Source organism: Nostoc sp. C96 (assembly GCF_059384975.1).
This window is the reverse complement of sequence record NZ_CM182020.1, coordinates 2,210,732-2,226,131: the sequence shown is the minus strand read 5'-3', so window position 1 is coordinate 2,226,131 and position 15,400 is coordinate 2,210,732. Positions and strand designations below refer to the sequence as shown.

The 15,400-nt window shown below is 42.8% G+C and carries 11 protein-coding genes and 29 tRNA genes; 34 read left to right on the top strand and 6 right to left on the bottom strand.

The window, feature by feature from the left end:
- Positions 1 to 137 precede the first annotated feature (137 nt).
- Entirely contained in the window at positions 138 to 1,565 is a 1,428-nt protein-coding gene (locus AC504W_RS09660; protein WP_494877547.1) for a hypothetical protein, read from the bottom strand.
- Between the two features lie 551 nt (positions 1,566 to 2,116).
- Between AC504W_RS09660 and AC504W_RS09655 the strand changes: the two genes are divergently transcribed.
- Positions 2,117 to 2,812 carry an esterase/lipase family protein gene (locus tag AC504W_RS09655; RefSeq protein WP_494877546.1) on the top strand — a complete coding sequence of 232 codons (696 nt, stop codon included), beginning with the start codon at positions 2,117 to 2,119 and terminating at the stop codon, positions 2,810 to 2,812.
- 98 nt (positions 2,813 to 2,910) lie between these two features.
- Entirely contained in the window at positions 2,911 to 3,540 is a 630-nt protein-coding gene (locus tag AC504W_RS09650) for a cytochrome b N-terminal domain-containing protein (RefSeq protein ID WP_494877545.1), read from the top strand.
- Here the strand turns inward: AC504W_RS09650 and AC504W_RS09645 are convergent.
- The gene (locus AC504W_RS09645; RefSeq protein ID WP_494877544.1) at positions 3,507 to 5,429 is read right to left on the bottom strand and encodes a cation:proton antiporter; all 1,923 of its coding nucleotides are present in this window, start codon (positions 5,427 to 5,429) and stop codon (positions 3,507 to 3,509) included. The genes AC504W_RS09650 and AC504W_RS09645 overlap by 34 nt on opposite strands.
- Before the next feature lie 409 nt (positions 5,430 to 5,838).
- On the opposite strand from AC504W_RS09645, the gene AC504W_RS09640 reads away from it, so the two are divergent.
- Positions 5,839 to 5,911: transfer RNA gene (locus AC504W_RS09640), tRNA-Glu, on the top strand.
- 48 nt (positions 5,912 to 5,959) lie between these two features.
- Positions 5,960 to 6,032 (top strand) — tRNA-Glu (locus tag AC504W_RS09635).
- Between the two features lie 72 nt (positions 6,033 to 6,104).
- Here AC504W_RS09635 and AC504W_RS09630 read toward each other — a convergent pair.
- From AC504W_RS09630 to AC504W_RS09620, 3 genes are all read right to left on the bottom strand, one after another.
- Positions 6,105 to 6,692: an SRPBCC family protein gene (locus tag AC504W_RS09630; protein WP_494877543.1), complete on the bottom strand. Its 588-nt coding sequence runs from the start codon at positions 6,690 to 6,692 to the stop codon at positions 6,105 to 6,107.
- A gap of 8 nt (positions 6,693 to 6,700) precedes the next feature.
- Positions 6,701 to 8,725, bottom strand: coding sequence for a GAF domain-containing sensor histidine kinase (locus AC504W_RS09625; protein WP_494877542.1), 2,025 nt, complete (start codon positions 8,723 to 8,725; stop codon positions 6,701 to 6,703).
- A gap of 761 nt (positions 8,726 to 9,486) precedes the next feature.
- On the bottom strand, positions 9,487 to 9,822 hold the full coding sequence (locus AC504W_RS09620; protein WP_015113795.1) for a ribbon-helix-helix domain-containing protein: 336 nt from the start codon (positions 9,820 to 9,822) through the stop codon (positions 9,487 to 9,489).
- Positions 9,823 to 9,893: 71 nt separating this feature from the next.
- Here AC504W_RS09620 and AC504W_RS09615 point away from each other — a divergent pair, with 71 nt between their 5' ends.
- From AC504W_RS09615 to AC504W_RS09605, 3 genes are all read left to right on the top strand, one after another.
- A complete protein-coding gene (locus AC504W_RS09615; RefSeq protein ID WP_494877541.1) occupies positions 9,894 to 10,142 on the top strand; it encodes a hypothetical protein in 249 nt (82 codons plus the stop codon).
- Between the two features lie 81 nt (positions 10,143 to 10,223).
- Entirely contained in the window at positions 10,224 to 10,742 is a 519-nt protein-coding gene (locus AC504W_RS09610; protein ID WP_494877540.1) for an HNH endonuclease, read from the top strand.
- 16 nt (positions 10,743 to 10,758) lie between these two features.
- Entirely contained in the window at positions 10,759 to 11,148 is a 390-nt protein-coding gene (locus tag AC504W_RS09605) for an alr0857 family protein (protein WP_494877539.1), read from the top strand.
- A gap of 71 nt (positions 11,149 to 11,219) precedes the next feature.
- On the opposite strand, the gene AC504W_RS09600 is transcribed toward AC504W_RS09605, so the two are convergent.
- Positions 11,220 to 12,062 carry a polysaccharide deacetylase family protein gene (locus AC504W_RS09600; protein ID WP_494877538.1) on the bottom strand — a complete coding sequence of 281 codons (843 nt, stop codon included), beginning with the start codon at positions 12,060 to 12,062 and terminating at the stop codon, positions 11,220 to 11,222.
- Between the two features lie 509 nt (positions 12,063 to 12,571).
- On the opposite strand from AC504W_RS09600, the gene AC504W_RS09595 reads away from it, so the two are divergent.
- The 27 genes from AC504W_RS09595 (at position 12,572) to AC504W_RS09465 (ending at position 15,387) form a co-directional block, all read left to right on the top strand.
- Positions 12,572 to 12,645 (top strand) — tRNA-Asp (locus AC504W_RS09595).
- Between the two features lie 83 nt (positions 12,646 to 12,728).
- A tRNA-Cys gene (locus tag AC504W_RS09590) sits at positions 12,729 to 12,801 on the top strand.
- Between the two features lie 9 nt (positions 12,802 to 12,810).
- A tRNA-Met gene (locus AC504W_RS09585) sits at positions 12,811 to 12,886 on the top strand.
- Between the two features lie 2 nt (positions 12,887 to 12,888).
- A tRNA-Trp gene (locus AC504W_RS09580) sits at positions 12,889 to 12,960 on the top strand.
- Positions 12,961 to 13,044: 84 nt separating this feature from the next.
- Positions 13,045 to 13,116: transfer RNA gene (locus AC504W_RS09575), tRNA-Glu, on the top strand.
- A 4-nt stretch (positions 13,117 to 13,120) separates the two neighbouring features.
- Positions 13,121 to 13,203, top strand: a tRNA-Tyr gene (locus AC504W_RS09570).
- Positions 13,204 to 13,207: 4 nt separating this feature from the next.
- Positions 13,208 to 13,297, top strand: a tRNA-Ser gene (locus AC504W_RS09565).
- A gap of 69 nt (positions 13,298 to 13,366) precedes the next feature.
- Positions 13,367 to 13,441 (top strand) — tRNA-Arg (locus AC504W_RS09560).
- An 82-nt stretch (positions 13,442 to 13,523) separates the two neighbouring features.
- Positions 13,524 to 13,597 (top strand) — tRNA-Phe (locus AC504W_RS09555).
- 5 nt (positions 13,598 to 13,602) lie between these two features.
- Positions 13,603 to 13,677, top strand: a tRNA-Asn gene (locus AC504W_RS09550).
- 5 nt (positions 13,678 to 13,682) lie between these two features.
- A tRNA-Gln gene (locus tag AC504W_RS09545) sits at positions 13,683 to 13,755 on the top strand.
- A 3-nt stretch (positions 13,756 to 13,758) separates the two neighbouring features.
- A tRNA-Gln gene (locus tag AC504W_RS09540) sits at positions 13,759 to 13,834 on the top strand.
- A gap of 6 nt (positions 13,835 to 13,840) precedes the next feature.
- A tRNA-Leu gene (locus AC504W_RS09535) sits at positions 13,841 to 13,917 on the top strand.
- A 6-nt stretch (positions 13,918 to 13,923) separates the two neighbouring features.
- Positions 13,924 to 14,002: transfer RNA gene (locus AC504W_RS09530), tRNA-Leu, on the top strand.
- 1 nt (position 14,003) lies between these two features.
- Positions 14,004 to 14,077, top strand: a tRNA-Pro gene (locus AC504W_RS09525).
- A gap of 107 nt (positions 14,078 to 14,184) precedes the next feature.
- Positions 14,185 to 14,258 (top strand) — tRNA-Leu (locus AC504W_RS09520).
- A gap of 15 nt (positions 14,259 to 14,273) precedes the next feature.
- A tRNA-Leu gene (locus AC504W_RS09515) sits at positions 14,274 to 14,347 on the top strand.
- 10 nt (positions 14,348 to 14,357) lie between these two features.
- Positions 14,358 to 14,433, top strand: a tRNA-Met gene (locus AC504W_RS09510).
- Between the two features lie 67 nt (positions 14,434 to 14,500).
- Positions 14,501 to 14,576 (top strand) — tRNA-Thr (locus tag AC504W_RS09505).
- A gap of 9 nt (positions 14,577 to 14,585) precedes the next feature.
- Positions 14,586 to 14,656, top strand: a tRNA-Gly gene (locus AC504W_RS09500).
- A 9-nt stretch (positions 14,657 to 14,665) separates the two neighbouring features.
- A tRNA-Gly gene (locus AC504W_RS09495) sits at positions 14,666 to 14,737 on the top strand.
- Between the two features lie 5 nt (positions 14,738 to 14,742).
- Positions 14,743 to 14,817: transfer RNA gene (locus AC504W_RS09490), tRNA-Val, on the top strand.
- A gap of 6 nt (positions 14,818 to 14,823) precedes the next feature.
- A tRNA-Arg gene (locus tag AC504W_RS09485) sits at positions 14,824 to 14,897 on the top strand.
- A 74-nt stretch (positions 14,898 to 14,971) separates the two neighbouring features.
- A tRNA-Ala gene (locus AC504W_RS09480) sits at positions 14,972 to 15,045 on the top strand.
- A 6-nt stretch (positions 15,046 to 15,051) separates the two neighbouring features.
- A tRNA-His gene (locus AC504W_RS09475) sits at positions 15,052 to 15,125 on the top strand.
- A gap of 7 nt (positions 15,126 to 15,132) precedes the next feature.
- Positions 15,133 to 15,215 (top strand) — tRNA-Ser (locus AC504W_RS09470).
- 100 nt (positions 15,216 to 15,315) lie between these two features.
- Positions 15,316 to 15,387: transfer RNA gene (locus AC504W_RS09465), tRNA-Lys, on the top strand.
- Positions 15,388 to 15,400: the final 13 nt, after the last annotated feature.

Sequence of the window (15,400 nt, the reverse complement as noted above, 5' to 3'; positions counted from 1 at the left end):
GCTTAGGATATCAACAGATGATACAAGCTAAACTATACTGGGTGCGGAATCCTCCTACCTGCTATTTTGCTCTTGATTAGGATCACAACACCTGCTTCTTACTATTTTGCCACTATGAAATGAGAGCGATCGCTACGTTATTTTTCTGAGTTAGCATTTTCTCTTTTTTCCCTGACATCGCGTAACTTTTGAATTAGTTGACGGTCAGGTTTTTGAGAAGACAATCGCTGATTGGTATTAGTTATTGATGTAGATGATGATGTTGGCTCAATGTTATCAGGTTTAGCCGTCACTGCTGGATTTGGTTTTAGCTGATTACTATTACCTGGAATAATTATTGGCTGGCTACTTGTTGTCTGTTGAGTTGTACCTACTGGTGTCTGTATTGGCTGTGAGCTACCCCCAGCAGTTTTGCTCCCGTCTTGGAACAGCAGATTAAATGGATAACGACTAATTGTTTTCTCTCCTTTTAAAGACTTAGCATTGAAATATTGCCTTGCTTTTAATTGCAGTGCTGGAGAAAGTAATTTGTCTTGAAATTTGATATCCAATACTTTGCCATCAGGATCTACTACTAAAACGCCTAAAACTGTACCTTCCACACCAGCTTTACTAACAGCAACTGTATCCCGGATGACCCCTTTTTCTTCTGAATTAGGGTATTGCTGCTGGAGTGCTTTTCTCAGTTCTGCGTAAGATTCTGCTTGAGCTATCAGCGTCTGGTTGGCAGCTTTTGTGGGCAAACTAGGCGTTGTTATTGGCTTTAAAGGGGGGAGGCTTGCTGTTGATGAAGTTGTATTACCTCCAGCCTTCGGCGTTTGAGCAATACCAGTGGCTAAAGTCCGGTTTGGCGTAACTGCTATATTATTTTCAGGCTCAGGCTGTATAGGCTGGGGAGTAATTCTGTTATTTGCCGTTGTCGTATTTGAGCTAGAGGCTGGACTGGGAATTGGGCTATTGAGTATTTCCGGCGGTATTGTTGCTGGAGGTAGATCTGGGAGATTTTCTACTGGAAGTGGTTGTGTTCTCTGTGGAATTACAGGCTTATCATCAAAATTAGGAATTGATGCGGTAAATTTTTGGTTCCCAGCTTTAAAACCGGAATTGTCAAATCGAAAATCTTGTCTAGGAATTTGTGAAGACTGCTTTGTAGGCAATGAGGAAATACGGTAGTTATTAGAAGTTGTGGGTAATGATGGCAGTACTGACTGTGTATAACTAGATGGTGGTAGCGGAGGCAGTACAGTTGTCTGGCCATTAAAAGATGGAGGTACTTGTGGCTGTAGAGCTAGTTGCTGTTGCTGCGAAAATCTAGGTAATTGTGGTTGCACAGCAAACTGAGTTGTACCTGGAGTTTGAGGTAAACGATTTTGATCAGCTTGGCTTAATTCCAAAATGCCCACTGATTTTGAAGATGCTGTATCTTTAGCTTTATTTGGATCTACTGGCATCAATGGCACAATCAATGCAATAGCGCCATGAATACCAATTGAGGCAATAGCGGCAATTCCAGTTGGCTGGCTTAAAATTTCAGGTATATTTTTTAGCAGGGAGACGTAAGACATAGCTGTTATCGTTCACTCGGCTCAGTTGCAGTTAATTAGCAAATCAATATTATCTTGGTGGTACAAAATGCAGCCTTTAAAAAGAATAACTTCTTGGGTATAACTCAAAATGACAAGAGTTAGATTTTTGGTCAAGTTTAATTTTTTAATGACGCAATTTTAGCTTTTTTAGTTGCACTTGCAAATCCGAACTTTAAATAGTTATCACTTCACCAATTTGTATGTTGCGTATATATTTACGCACTCTAAACTGACAATTACAGTAGTTTGCAGTGAGCCTGAACGCATCGGTCTAAAGATATATCCATCTAGACTGTACCAGACTCAACTATCGCTATAACTGTTTTTCCGTCAGTTGAGATTTTGTAGTAGATGGTTAGCTTGTTGTCTGTCAAAATTTGCCGACAGATGACATGGTATCACATCAGTTAGTAGCTAATTGTGGCTAAGTTGGCTTTTTCTCTAATAAATGACTACAAACAAGGTCTTCATAATTCCTGATATTTTAATGACATCATTTCCCACGATGAAATTTTCATTTTAATTGCCAAATGCCTTTACCTACAGTTATTGTGCCGGGATATTTAGAAAGCGCGATCGCTTACCAGACCCTAGAAACCTCCCTGAAACAGTTGGGGTTTCCTACAGTCACAGTACCATTGCGACGACGTGATTGGCTTCCTACTGTTGGTGGCAGACCTGTCACACCAATTTTGCAAAAGCTTGACCTGACTGTTAAACAAATATTGCAGGAATATCAAGCCACACAAATCAATCTAATTGGACATTCAGCTGGTGGTTGGATTTCCCGGATTTATTTAGGAGAAAAACCTTACACTCCTCGCAATCAAGCTCAACCATCTGTTTGGAATGCTCATCCTTTAATTGCTACCCTGATCACTTTAGGCACTCCGCATATCAGTCAAGAACGCTGGACGCGATGGAATCTCGACTTTGTAGCCAATAACTATCCCGGAGCATTTTACAAGAATGTCCGTTATGTGTGTGTTGCAGGCAAAACTATTTTTGGCGAACGGCGGCCTGGTAGCTGGTTAGCCTACAGCAGTTACCAATTAACTTGTGGACAAGGAAACACCTGGGGCGATGGTATTACTCCGATTGCATCTGCTCACCTGGAAGGAGCAGAAAATCTAATTATTGAAGGTGTGAGGCACTCACCCAGAAGCCCTGGAATTTGGTATGGCTCCCCAGAACCGCTAAAAATTTGGGTGAAATATTTGATTTAAAAATTTTATATATCTTTGATAAATGCAACAAATATAAATATTTGTTAGTTAAAATGTAGTAAAAATACATATTTAATAAAAATCAGGAGGGGTGAGCCATGCAAAGCGCCCAGTTCGATAGAATTTTGCGACGACTCGCAACGATATTCTCAGTCGTAATTCTGACCCTGTGCTTGATTTATACCACTACTGGAATTTTGCTGTCTTTTTATTACGAACCAACAGCAGGTGGCGCTTACAATTCCTTAAAAATGATTAATACCCAAATACCTTATGGGTGGTTATTTTACCGCACCCATGAGATAGCAGGTAATGGTTTAATTGCGATCGCCTTGGTGCAAATTGTCGTCATGTTTTTAGGGCGGCAATTTAGTCAGAGTTGGCTTGTAGCTTGGGTTAGCGGTATATTACTTACCTTAAGTGCGATCGGGCTAGATTGGACAGCTATGCTCCTTGATTGGACACAAGCAGGATACTGGCGTTTCAGCATTGAATTGGGAACTATCGAAGCCATTCCTTTCATTGGTGAACAACTGCGAAATATCCTGACTGGTGGTGGAGCGATTAACACCCTCACAGTGCAACATCTTTACGCCATCCACAGCTATATAATTGCTGCGGCCACCTTAATTCTGGCAGTAGTGCATTTATTAGCTTTACTGTGGCAAGAACAGCAAATTTATACAGCGTCAAATCAACTTCCAGAAACATCACTAGTAGAGAGTTGAGCCAAAGTTGGTACAGCAACTTCTTCTAGTTCTGGTAACTTTTCTACAGCCAAGGGTGTGGATTGACTAGCACCAGACAAGCGTTTTAACAGATTTGGTCTGGGGTCATGCAATAAATAAATAATGCGATCGCCTATTTCCCAGTCTTGATTTGCTGGCATTACTTGGAGACGCTCTTCTCGTTCTAATAGTAGTGGTAGGAATACCCCAGTCCGAATTTTTTCTTGAATGCGCTCTTGTTGGCTGTCAAAATCTGCTGCATCCAATGTTGTAGTCCCTAACTTCACGCGTCCGTCATTCATATATTCATTCCAAGTCTTAATTGTTAATTCAGTTACAAAAGCTTGGTTTACAGTCTTTTGATTTCCACCATTACTCGCCTGCGGATCACGGGGAAAAACAGCTAATACACGGGGAGGATTAAATTCCTCAGCAGCACGTTGCGCCAAAACAAAATTTACCTCCCCATTACTCGTCATCGCCACAAAAGTCCCCATAGAAGCAAGTCCGGCTTCTTCTAAAACTCCGGTATCGAGAGCGCTACTAGCAATCACGCGAATATTTTGCTCTGCGGCTTTTTCACAACTTTCCGGGTCTGTATCAATCATCACCACAGGCTCCCCTCGTTCTTGAAACAAGCGAGCAATTAACAAACTCAAGGAATTACAACCAACAATTACTACTCCAGTTGCATCCTTGGAGGTGATTTGCAATAACTTGGCAATTCCCCCAGCCGTTAACCCTTGGCAAACCACCGTCATAATGATAGTCAAAAATACTAAGGCTTTAATGGCATCACCACCATTTATCCCATGCTGCGTGAGTAAAATTGCGAATAATGAAGCCACAGAAGCCGAAACAATCCCTCTAGGAGCTACCCAACTTAAAAATAACTTCTGTCGCCAGTTGAGATTACTGTTCCAAGTACAGGCCAGAATATTAATTGGCCGCACTACAAACATTAGAACTAAAACAGTTAATACACTACCCCAACCTAGGGCAAATACACTGGCAATTGATAAATCCGCCGCTAACAAAATGAAGAGAACGGATACGCTGAGAATTGTTAACTGCCCTTTAAAACTGCGTAAAAGTCGTTCTTCCGGTACAGAAGAATTGGCAAACACAGCACCTGCGACTACCGTTGTCATCACTCCCGATTCACTACGAATAGTCTGGGCGAGAGAAAACAGACCCCAAAGTATTGCCAGAACTACAAGATTTTTCAACTCGAACGAAAGCAAACTGGCATACTTGAAAACCCAACTCATCAAGTAGCCACCAACTGCACCAATTGTCGCACCCACCCCTAAACGCATCAACAGACCAACAATGGCGTTAACTGGGTCAGCATCACCGTTAACAATCGTATCTAAAACCACGAAGGCTAAAATAGCACCCACTGGGTCAATTAAAACCCCTTCCCCTTCTAAGAGCGTTGCAACCTGTCGATCTACATTAATTTGTTTCAGCAGAGGCCCAACCACTGTTGGCCCCGTAACCACAACTATCGAAGCATAGAGAAAAGCGATATTCCAAGGAAATTCACCCAGCCAATGAGCCGCCATACTGCCGCCAAGTAGGGTGATTAGCGTTCCTAGGGTAACGAGCAATTGTAGGCTAACTGAAACCCTACCTAATTCCCGTAAATCTAAATTCAGTCCGCCTTCAAACAGGATGATAGCCGTCGCTAGAGAAACAATTACTTCTAGTCCTGTACCTAGCAAATGTGGGTGCAACAATCCCAGACCATCAGAGCCGAGGATAATGCCCAATAAGAGCAATAAAACGATACTGGGTACACGCAAGTATGCAGCTATCACTTGAGCGCTAATACCTGCTACAACAGCGATCACCATCTGTAAGGTGATTTCAAGAGATGCTTCCATGTTGTAGATTTTGAGCGATAGATTTCAAAATCTCTTGTAAAGAAGTGTAAAGAGGACTTCTCCAGAGTACAGTATGACAATCTTTGTATCTGATTAAAATGTGATTTTCTTTCATACTGGGTTTTGTAAGATACTCTATTGTCCCTTAGTTCTCACAAAAGTGGTAGTTTGCCAAACATTTTTAGATTTCAGATTGACTCAACAGATTAATCTGGGGGTTTGTGCCATTCAGGAACTCGTTAATTCGCTGTTTGTTGTGCATACAACAATTGTAGGTAAAAGCTTCAACCCATCTCACTTTGCCCTTTCTTCCCGCATCTTAGTTTATCTGCAATAAAAATTGTTTTTTTGCAAAAGCTGTTGACATCACTTGGAAAATTAGTTAACTTATAAAAGGTTTGATTGCGATGCCCCCATCGTCTAGAGGCCTAGGACACCTCCCTTTCACGGAGGCGACGGGGATTCGAATTCCCCTGGGGGTACTTTACCAGCAAGGCAGCATCAAACTAAAACACAGTCGAAAGTCTTATGCCCCCATCGTCTAGAGGCCTAGGACACCTCCCTTTCACGGAGGCGACGGGGATTCGAATTCCCCTGGGGGTACTTTAAAAGTCAAGTTTTTCCCTCTCACATTTTGTTTTTCAGGAAAACTTGACAAATCATTGTTCATATTAACTACGCCAACTGTGCTATACGCTGATAGATTGCTAAAAGATTCAACTGTAAATCCTTACTCAGACGGCGTTCGATAATAGTCACTGGCATAGTTAGTTTTGGCCAAACTTGGATGGTGTAGCAAAGATTGGTTCCCATAACTCCGTCAACAGAGCAAGGCTCTAAGTTCCAACTACCAGAGAAGCCTTTGAAATCTCCTTCAACCATAGAGAAAGTAATTTGCTGGGGAAAATGTTCTTCTAAATCTAGAACTACACGCGCACAAAAGTTGACATTCAATAAGCGCTGAGAGCCTACTTGCTCAAGTCGAATACCACCGTGAGGATGCTCCATTAAACGACTTTTAGCTAGATTGGGGATGAAGTCAACTAAGGCTTCATAATCAGTCAGCACTTGCCATATACGTTCCACGGAATGAGGAATGTGAATTTTGGCGGAAATTTGTCGCTGTCGCTCTGCTGTTTTCTCGATTTGGACGGCGACAGGAGGCAAATTCGCTGAATCAACAGCCAAGTTGTCTTCTAGGCTAGTGTCATCAATAGCGGCGTTGAAATCAAGGTTTGCTGTGGAATTGTTTTGTTCAGTCACGGTCGGAATTATAGTTCGCTTTCGTCTGAGAATTGGGGCAAGGTAAGAGTAAAAGAAACTTGGCTTTGTTCAGAATTGGGGATGGGAGTACTTTCAACAGCGATCGCCCCATTCAAATGCTGTACTAAAGACTTGGCTAAAGCCAGCCCCAAACCTGTTCCCGGAGTCCATCGACCACCTTTACCACGCCGGAACCGATCAAATATGTAGGTGGCTTCTTCTTCAGAAATTCCCCGTCCTGTATTAGTCACTTTAATAATAACTTGATCTACCAATTGCTCAACTTGGTGAAAGGCTTGCACATGAATTACAGTTTCCGGCTCTGAGTATGTACACGCATTCGTTAATAATTCTTGCAGGATACGGTTAAAACTTTCTAATTCAGTCTGTATTTTTAACGAATCTTGGGGTAAATCCAGATTTATACTTAAGGTTTTAGTTGCCAGTTTTGAGTTCAGATTAGCTGCTAATCCATGAATTTTCGTATTTAAATCTATAGTTTCAAATTGCGGACGTTCTTGTTTGGACTCTAACTTCTGGAGTGTCAGCAAATCATTAATTAAGTTAATCTCTTTCGTGCATTCTTGCTCTAGGATATCCATGTATCTTGCTTGACGCTCTGGTTGAATTCCCGGCAAACGCAAATTCTTGATAGACATTTGCATATTGGTCAGTGGATACCGTAGGCGATCGCTCATGTTGCTCAAAAATTCATCTTTGAGATGATTGAGTTCCCGTAGCTGCTCAACATATTGTCGTGTTTTTTCATGCAATTTCGCTTGCAATTCCAGACTGCTTTGGAGTTTTGCTGTGCGCTCATCTACCAAAGTCTGTACCTGGCGCAATGTTTGTGACTGAATAATGGCATTACTCATTTGAGCGCAGACCATTTCCACCAGATTTAATTCTGACGCTTGCCAACTACGGGCTGTTGCTTGTTGAAGAACAATAAACCCTAAAACTTTGCCTTGATTTTCTAATGGTACTAAAAGTACCGCAGGCAAGATATCCAGTGTAAACAATGAAACAGCTGTCAAGGTGTCTTGGAGGTCTGTGTAATCATCGATAATTACGGCTTTTCCTGAATCTGTAAACACACGTTGGCACAAACCACACTCAGAAATCAGAAATGACTGCGGCTCAACATCTGGCTTGGTAGCCGAATAACTTGATGTATTTCGGTTCCACTCAGCAACTACGGTGGCCTTTGCTTTGGGAATTTGTTTTTTTGGTTGAGTTCTAAATAAAGGATCTGTATATTTGAGCAAGATGAGTAAGCCTCGGTCTGCCTGTAAAGATTCGGCAGTAGACGAAATAGCTAACTGAAGCATTTGATTTAGCTCCAAATTACTCTTGCTTAATATAGTTAATTGCTTGATCAAGCTTTGATGTTCTTCGCTTTTTTGCAGATGCTCTTCTTGCGAGGTGATTAAATTCACTTGGGCAAATTGAGAAAAAGCGATCGCACAAGATGACTCAACAAAATTTAACAGTTGTTTTTCTGACTCACTCCAATTGTATGGTTGAAATTTTATCAGGCTAATCACACCATTATTTTGGCCAGCAAACCTAGTTGGAATAGCCAAAACAGATCTGATTGGTAATGGCAGATGTTGTCCTCCTACTACCAAACTATCTTGGATAGTAGAAATATCCTCAATAGTAAATGGTTCCGCCGCACATTGAACTACAGGCGAGTCCATCAACAGATGCTCCGGGGAGAACATCTGACTTGGGTTTGGCATTGCCAAATACTCATCAGAACACCAATTGACAACGATTGATTCACTGGATGCTGCGCTGGCGGGTACTGTCACTAAACAACAGCAATCCACTTTAAAGGCATTTCCTAGCAATCGAGCAATTTCTTGCAGCATCAATGTCGTTGCTGAGTTATTGGCGATGATGTGATTAATTTTTTTTACCAACTGAAGAGTTGGTTCGTTCTGATGCTGCATCAGCTTGAGTGGGTATGATTGTAGTCGTTCTAGGTCATCTGGACACTGTGGCGGCAATGATAAACGTTTTTTCATTCCTGGCACGCTTTTAGATAATGACCTCATATCGTATGCACCCAATTTCTTGGCATATTATTTTCATTTAGTTATGTCGCGGCACCCTAGTTAGTGGCCAATTTTTTATCAAGACTTTCTCTCACCTGTTATAGCCCCTTTCTCTTGCAGATGAATAAGTAACTGGTATATTAAACTAATTTATACAGGGGTATAGAAAAATCTCTAAAATATATTAAGGTGATGCTTAGAGAGGATTTGGGGCTGGGACGCAGACCTAAACTACTAGACTTTGGCCTAGGATAGCTTGTCGGTAACTATACATAAACCGTAATTTCTCTGGAATTAAGATAAAAACTCTCAAAAGTTTTACCGCATTAATACTGCTGAGTATATTAAATTTAGTAATATTTATTGCTAAATATTTATCTTGTGCTAAGTACATTTCTATGAGTTTGCCAAAAATTAAATTCTATTATGACAGAACCTTAGAAAAAACTCTGTGAGTGCTTTTGTCTCTTTGGAACAGGTTTATAGATAGTAATATCAAGCTTGTGGCTATATTTATTATGTGGTGATAAATCTTCTCATTTAATGTATCAAGTGTCATCGCATACCTAAAACTAAAACTCTAGTTTGCTTTTGAGATTGTCTATTGTGTTGGCAGCTTAATAAATATATATATTTTAAATAAAAAATATTGATAACGTGTGAAAGCTAAAGATTGAAAGCAGCCTAGTTAGCTGGATGAATAACTAAGCTGCCTTCGATGGAATTAAAAACTATCCAGCCAAACTTTCGACACTGAGAGGAACCATATCCCCGTTCCTGGTAAGTCCTAGTAACATAGGCTGTTGAGGTTGAATCAATTGACCTGTAAGTACACAACGTTCTTCCTGCTGGGCGGTAGCGGCTATACTAGCTCGAATATCGGCTCTTGAAAATCGCGGTTTCCACTCACCGGATTTTTGCTGGACATAATTCCAGAGAATATCGCGGATTAAGGCTTGATAGCCTTGATTGCCAGCTATTTCTTTGAGTTTGTCTTTGAGTTCTCGCTCCAGGCGAATGCTGGTAACTTCCATATCGGTAGTTGGGGTGCGAGTAATTGTGTGCATGACTTTTTCTCCTTAAAGGTATAGACAGGATAGTAATACAAGTGTAGTATGTTTAAAGGAATGTTCAATAGGTGAAATTTTCTGTGAAATCCATTTACCCCATCTCTACTTCTTTGCGTGCTGCCAACTGCCGATTTAGTTGGGAATCAGCTGCTATGGGAGTGGAGTATTTATTTATGGGCGATGGTAGCCAAATTCATGGGCTAATCACAGAGGGGAATTATGATTTTAGATATCTCGGCATAGGCGTGCTGAATGCAAAACCACAACCGAACCAAATAAGCGGGAGGTACAGACAAGAGAATGCTGTACCGATATAAAACCAGAAAAGTTTTTGGTAAGTTTCTAACCCCCGCTTCATTTAGACAAGAAGCGGGGGTTTTTTAATAAGGAGTGAAGCTGTGACAAGCGTAATGCAGGTGTTAGAGCAATCCGTAGTGGTGTTTTCGCAAAATTACTTACCACTGTGTCGCATAAATATTAAGCGAGCGATTGTGTTATTAGTCACGAATAAAGCAGAACCATTGGATTTTGCTTCAGAAGGTGGATGGCGAGTTCATTCACCCAGTCTAGTAATTGACGTACCAAAACACATTCGTTTGAAAATTGGCTCTAATGAACGGACATGGAAAGTACCACCAGTAAATCGGCGAGAAGTTTTGCGACGAGACCACTACACTTGTCAATATTGCGGTAGCAGCAAACGCCTGACCTTAGATCATGTCATCCCGCGATCCAAAGGTGGTTTACATACTTGGGATAACGTAGTCATAGCTTGTGAAAAATGTAACTCTCGGAAAGGCGATCGCAGTTTGTCTGAGACTGGAATGCGGCTACGGAAAATACCAAAAGCACCCATTCACCCCGCGATCGCTTTTGCAGAACAATTTTGGACAAATGTGCAAGCAAACCTGGAATAGCAGGAGAGCATAAGGAATGCTGAAATTAACTTACACCGAAAGGAGCTTTTGTTTAGAGTGTATTCCTCAGTCACTAGAGGAGTGGGTAACACAGCGCGTAATTTTCGCTATGCGAGTTGGACAAAATCTGTGTGTTGAACCCAGTACTGCTTCCTTTTTGCTACCTGTTGATCTGCCAGGGGTAGAAGCACTCAAGGCGGAAGTGAAACGAGATGATCGGGAAGTCATAGCCTTGTGTGTGTGCGATAGCGAATATGTAGAAGTCACCCTGCGTGGTTCTTGGCTAACAAGTGGTGCTGAGGATGGTGTAGGTGTATTCATCACCACAATGAGCGATCGCACCGAGTTCTTTCTGCAAAAACTGTGGCAGGAAGCGCAAGCTTGTGCTTCTGTGATGAGCGAGTAAAAAAGTATGAAGTGTGAAGTGTGTAGACGCTTTTAGCGGCTTGCCGCAGGCTAGTATGAAATTTCATACTTCTACTTTGGGCTTTCTTGTAGTAGTTCGGGGATTGTTACGAATCGGTAGCCTTGCTGTTTCAGCCCAGCGATGATTTGTGGTAGTGCTTCTACTGTTCTGTGGCGATCGCCTCCACCATCGTGCATCAACACAATAGCGCCTGGTTTGGCACCTTTCAACACATTGTTAACAAATGCTTGCGGTTTGGCATGAGGGTCAGTATCTGCTGAAGTTAATGACCACATAACTACAGAGTATTTCTGTCTTTTGGCATAAGCTGCTAATCCGTTATTTAAAAAACCTCCAGGCGGTCGAAACAAAGTTGTTTTGACTCCTGTTGTTTTGTAAATCAGATCAGATGTGCGGTCAATTTCCTTTTTGGCTGTGGCTTCATCCATACTTTTATACCAGTGATGCCAAGTATGGTTGCCAATGGCGTGTCCCTCAGCTACAACTTGCTTGGCAATTTCAGGATTTGCTTGTAAAGCACTCCCTACCCAAAAAAAGGTCACTTTAACGTTATTTGCTTTGAAGATATCCAGCATTTGTAAGGTTGTTTTTGGCCAAGGGCCATCATCAACAGTCAAGGCAATAACTTTGTCTTGATTGCTCGGTTCTACCTTATATAAGGTTTTTCCTTGAAATTTCGTCGGAACCTCGAAATTAAGGTTTTCTAGATTAGTTGATGGCTGTGATTTAGCATCTATTGGACTGGTTACTGGTTGATCTGGCACTTGTGCTGCATGGACTTTGTTAATTGGATGGGCATTTTCCAATTTTGCAGACGTACTACAGGCTGTTACACAAAAGGCGATCGCAACAACACCAAATATTCTGTGTCGCTTCAGGTTCTTATCTGTCACATCAGGTTCCTAAAATATTCAGCCCATCATAAGCTTGTAGTTTTACTTTTTAGAGAATTTAATAAGTCAAAAGCCAAGCAATCTAAGGGTTTTCAGCAATTTTAAAAAATTTTTCCTCAACCCCTTGACACTTTTGTAGTATAAATGTAGTATATATGTAGTGAAGCGAAAGACAAAGCCTCCAAACGGTAAAAGTCATGTTCTACACAAACATACAGAACAGGCACTGGAATCAACGAAAGTTGCCAGTCAAACAAGCCTCTCTCACTTCTAAACAACCAGAAGTAGAGGATATCAAAACCAAAAAATCTAAATTGGCTCAAACAAAAACCGCCGATACATCAGTAATACACAACAGGCTTATTACTTAGAGCGTCGGTTATTTAGTTAACAGTTTTTCTCAATCCAAGTAATTTTTCCGAACCTTGAAAACTGAATAAGGAATGGGCAAGTTCACCAAAAATTGTCTGTGTATCTAATCATAAAAATTAGGCACAGATACCAAACATGGGGGTATAGCTCAAATGGTTAGAGCGATCGCCTGTCGAGCGATAGGTTGCGAGTTCAAGTCTCGTTACTCTCGTGTAGCCTTGTGGACGACTAGATAAGTCACTGTGCATCTCAAGCACAGAGAAGCGGGTGCAACTCCCGTCAAGGCTCCCAAACGGCTGAGTAGCCAAGTGGTTGAAGGCATTGGTTTGCAAAACCGACATCGTGAGTTCGATTCTCACCTCAGCCTTTGGTTCATTGCAGTGTAGCTTAATTAGCAAAGCACCAGGTTCATACCCTGGTTGATGTGGGTGCAACTCCCGCCACTGCTACCAATGCAGGGATGGTGTAACGGCAACACCTCGTGACTCCAAATCCGATGTTCTGGGTTCAAATCCTAGTCCCTGCGTCACACAATTTTGGATTTTGGGTTGCCGATTTTAGATTGAGTTTTGAATCTAAAATCCAAAATTTAAAATCTAAAATTCTTTTGCCCCCGTGGACGAACGGTTAAGTCGCTGCTCTTTCAAAGCGGAGATTGCGGGTTCAAATCCCGTCGGGGGAATCATGGGTCGATGGCCGAGTCTGGTTAAAGGCGACAGTCTGTAAAACTGTTCTATTTTGTTCGCAGGTTCAAATCCTGCTCGACCCACTGTGGAGAGGTGGCTGAGTGGCTAAAAGCATCCTCCTGCTAAGAGGAAACGGGTAGTTAATATCCGTCGAGGGTTCAAATCCCTCTCTCTCCGCCTGAAAAGTGCTGAGTGCTGAGAAAAACACTAGCCCTAGTCCCTAGCCTCTAGTCCCTAATCCCTATTGAGAGCGTGGTGTAAATGGATAACATCTCAGTCTACGAAACTGAAGACGTGGGGGTTCAAATCCCTCCGCTCTCGTTACATAGGAGAGATGGTGGAGTGGCTGATTCAAGTTGAATTAAACCAGTCCACGGGGTAATTACCCATCTCTCCTTCTTATCCCCTGGTAGCTCAGTTGGTAGTAGCGCCTGTCTGAAGAACAGGAGGTCGTCGGTTCAATTCCGACCTGGGGGCTGCGTTGCCTCATAGCTCAATGGCAGAGCCAGCGGCTGTTAACCGCGAGGTTGTAGGTTCAAGTCCTACTGAGGCAGCCATTCATTGCCGGGTGGACGAATTGGAAAGTCGCATCGCTCTGAACGATGAGGTTGCAGGTTCAAACCCTGCCCTGGCAATAAAGCCCTGTGGTGTAATTGGCAACATCCCGCCCTTTGAAGGCGAAGATTCCAGGTTCGAGTCCTGGCAGGGCTGCCAAATTTTACTCTTGTAGCCCAATTGGAAGAGGCTGCCGTCTCAAAAACGGTATGTTGTGGGTTCGATTCCCACCAAGAGTACCAAAACTAGCTCCTGTAGCCCAACTGGAAGAGGCGGCAGACTTAAAATCTGTTAATTGTGTGGGTTCAACTCCCACCAGGAGTACCAACGGGATGTGGCGCAACTTGGTAGCGCGGCAGCTTTGGGAGCTGAAGGTTGCAGGTTCAAATCCTGCCATCCCGATATGCCCCTGTGACGGAACTGGCATACGTGCTGGAATCAGAGTCCAGATTTTGCAGCTACCCTTCGGGAAGCCGCTTCGCGTCTACGACTCCTGTCAGGGGTACTAAGCTCCCGTGGCGGAATGGAAGACGCACTAGACCGAGGATCTAGTTTTTTGCAGGTTCAAATCCTGTCGGGAGTAACAATATCAGAGTATGCCCTTGTAGCCCAACCGGAAGAGGCGCTTCGCTTAGAACGAAGAGGTTGCTGGTTCAAATCCAGTCAGGGGTATTGGTGAAATGCGGGGATAGAGCAAGAGTGGCTCAGAGGTCTCATAAGCCTCATATCAGCAGGTGCAACTCCTGCCCCCGTCACCAAATAAGGCAAAAGTAAAAAGTTAAAAGGTAAAAAGAAAATCTTTTCTATTTTTGCTTTTTCACAAGTGCTGGTGTAGCTCAATTGGCAGAGCAACTGACTTGTAATCAGTAGGTTGCAGGTTCAATTCCTGTCACCAGCTCCAGAATGCGGTGCGATCGTGGTGTAACGGCAGCATCAGAGTCTTCCAAACTCACGGTACGAGTTCGAGTCTCGTCGATCGCTCTGAAACTTGCGGGTGTGATGTAATCGGTAGCATCTGAGTGCGCCACATTCAGCGTGCGAGTTCAAATCTCGCCACTCGCTTGCGTAGTCCTGTAGTTCAACGGTAGAGCAATTGCCTTACAAGCAATAAGTTACGGGTTCAAATCCTGTCAGGACTACCAATTATTGGGAGTGTAGCTCAATTGAAGAGAGCATCGAGCTTCTAACTCGAAGGATGTGGGTTTGAGTCCTACCACTCTCGCCTGAATAAGTCAAAAGTTAAAAGGCAAAAGTATTTCTTTTTACTTTTTACTTTACACTTTTTATTTTCTTCATGGGGTCATAGCTCAAATGGCTAGAGCGCCTGCCTTGCAAGCAGGAGGTTATGGGTTCAATTCCCATTGATTCCACTGATGGTGTCTGAAGCCAAAGCTGTCGAGGCGCTGGTTTGTGGAACCAGTCATAGCGAGTTCAAGTCTCGTCGGACACCCCTAAATGGAAGATGCCGCTAAATGGCTGGCAACCGGTCTTGAAAACCGGGGTGGGGTAATACCCAGGAGTTCGATTCTTCCATCTTCCGCCTTCCACCTGAAGCCGAAAAGTGAGGCGCTGTGCTGATAACACAGTTAGAGGAGGGGCAGTACCTCCCTGGTGGATTTTACTTCCCATTCCTTATTCATGGGTGGTTGGCATAGCGGCTGTGCAGCGGGCTTTTAATCCGCTATAGAGAGGTTCGACTCCTCTACCACCCATTTTCAATAGACT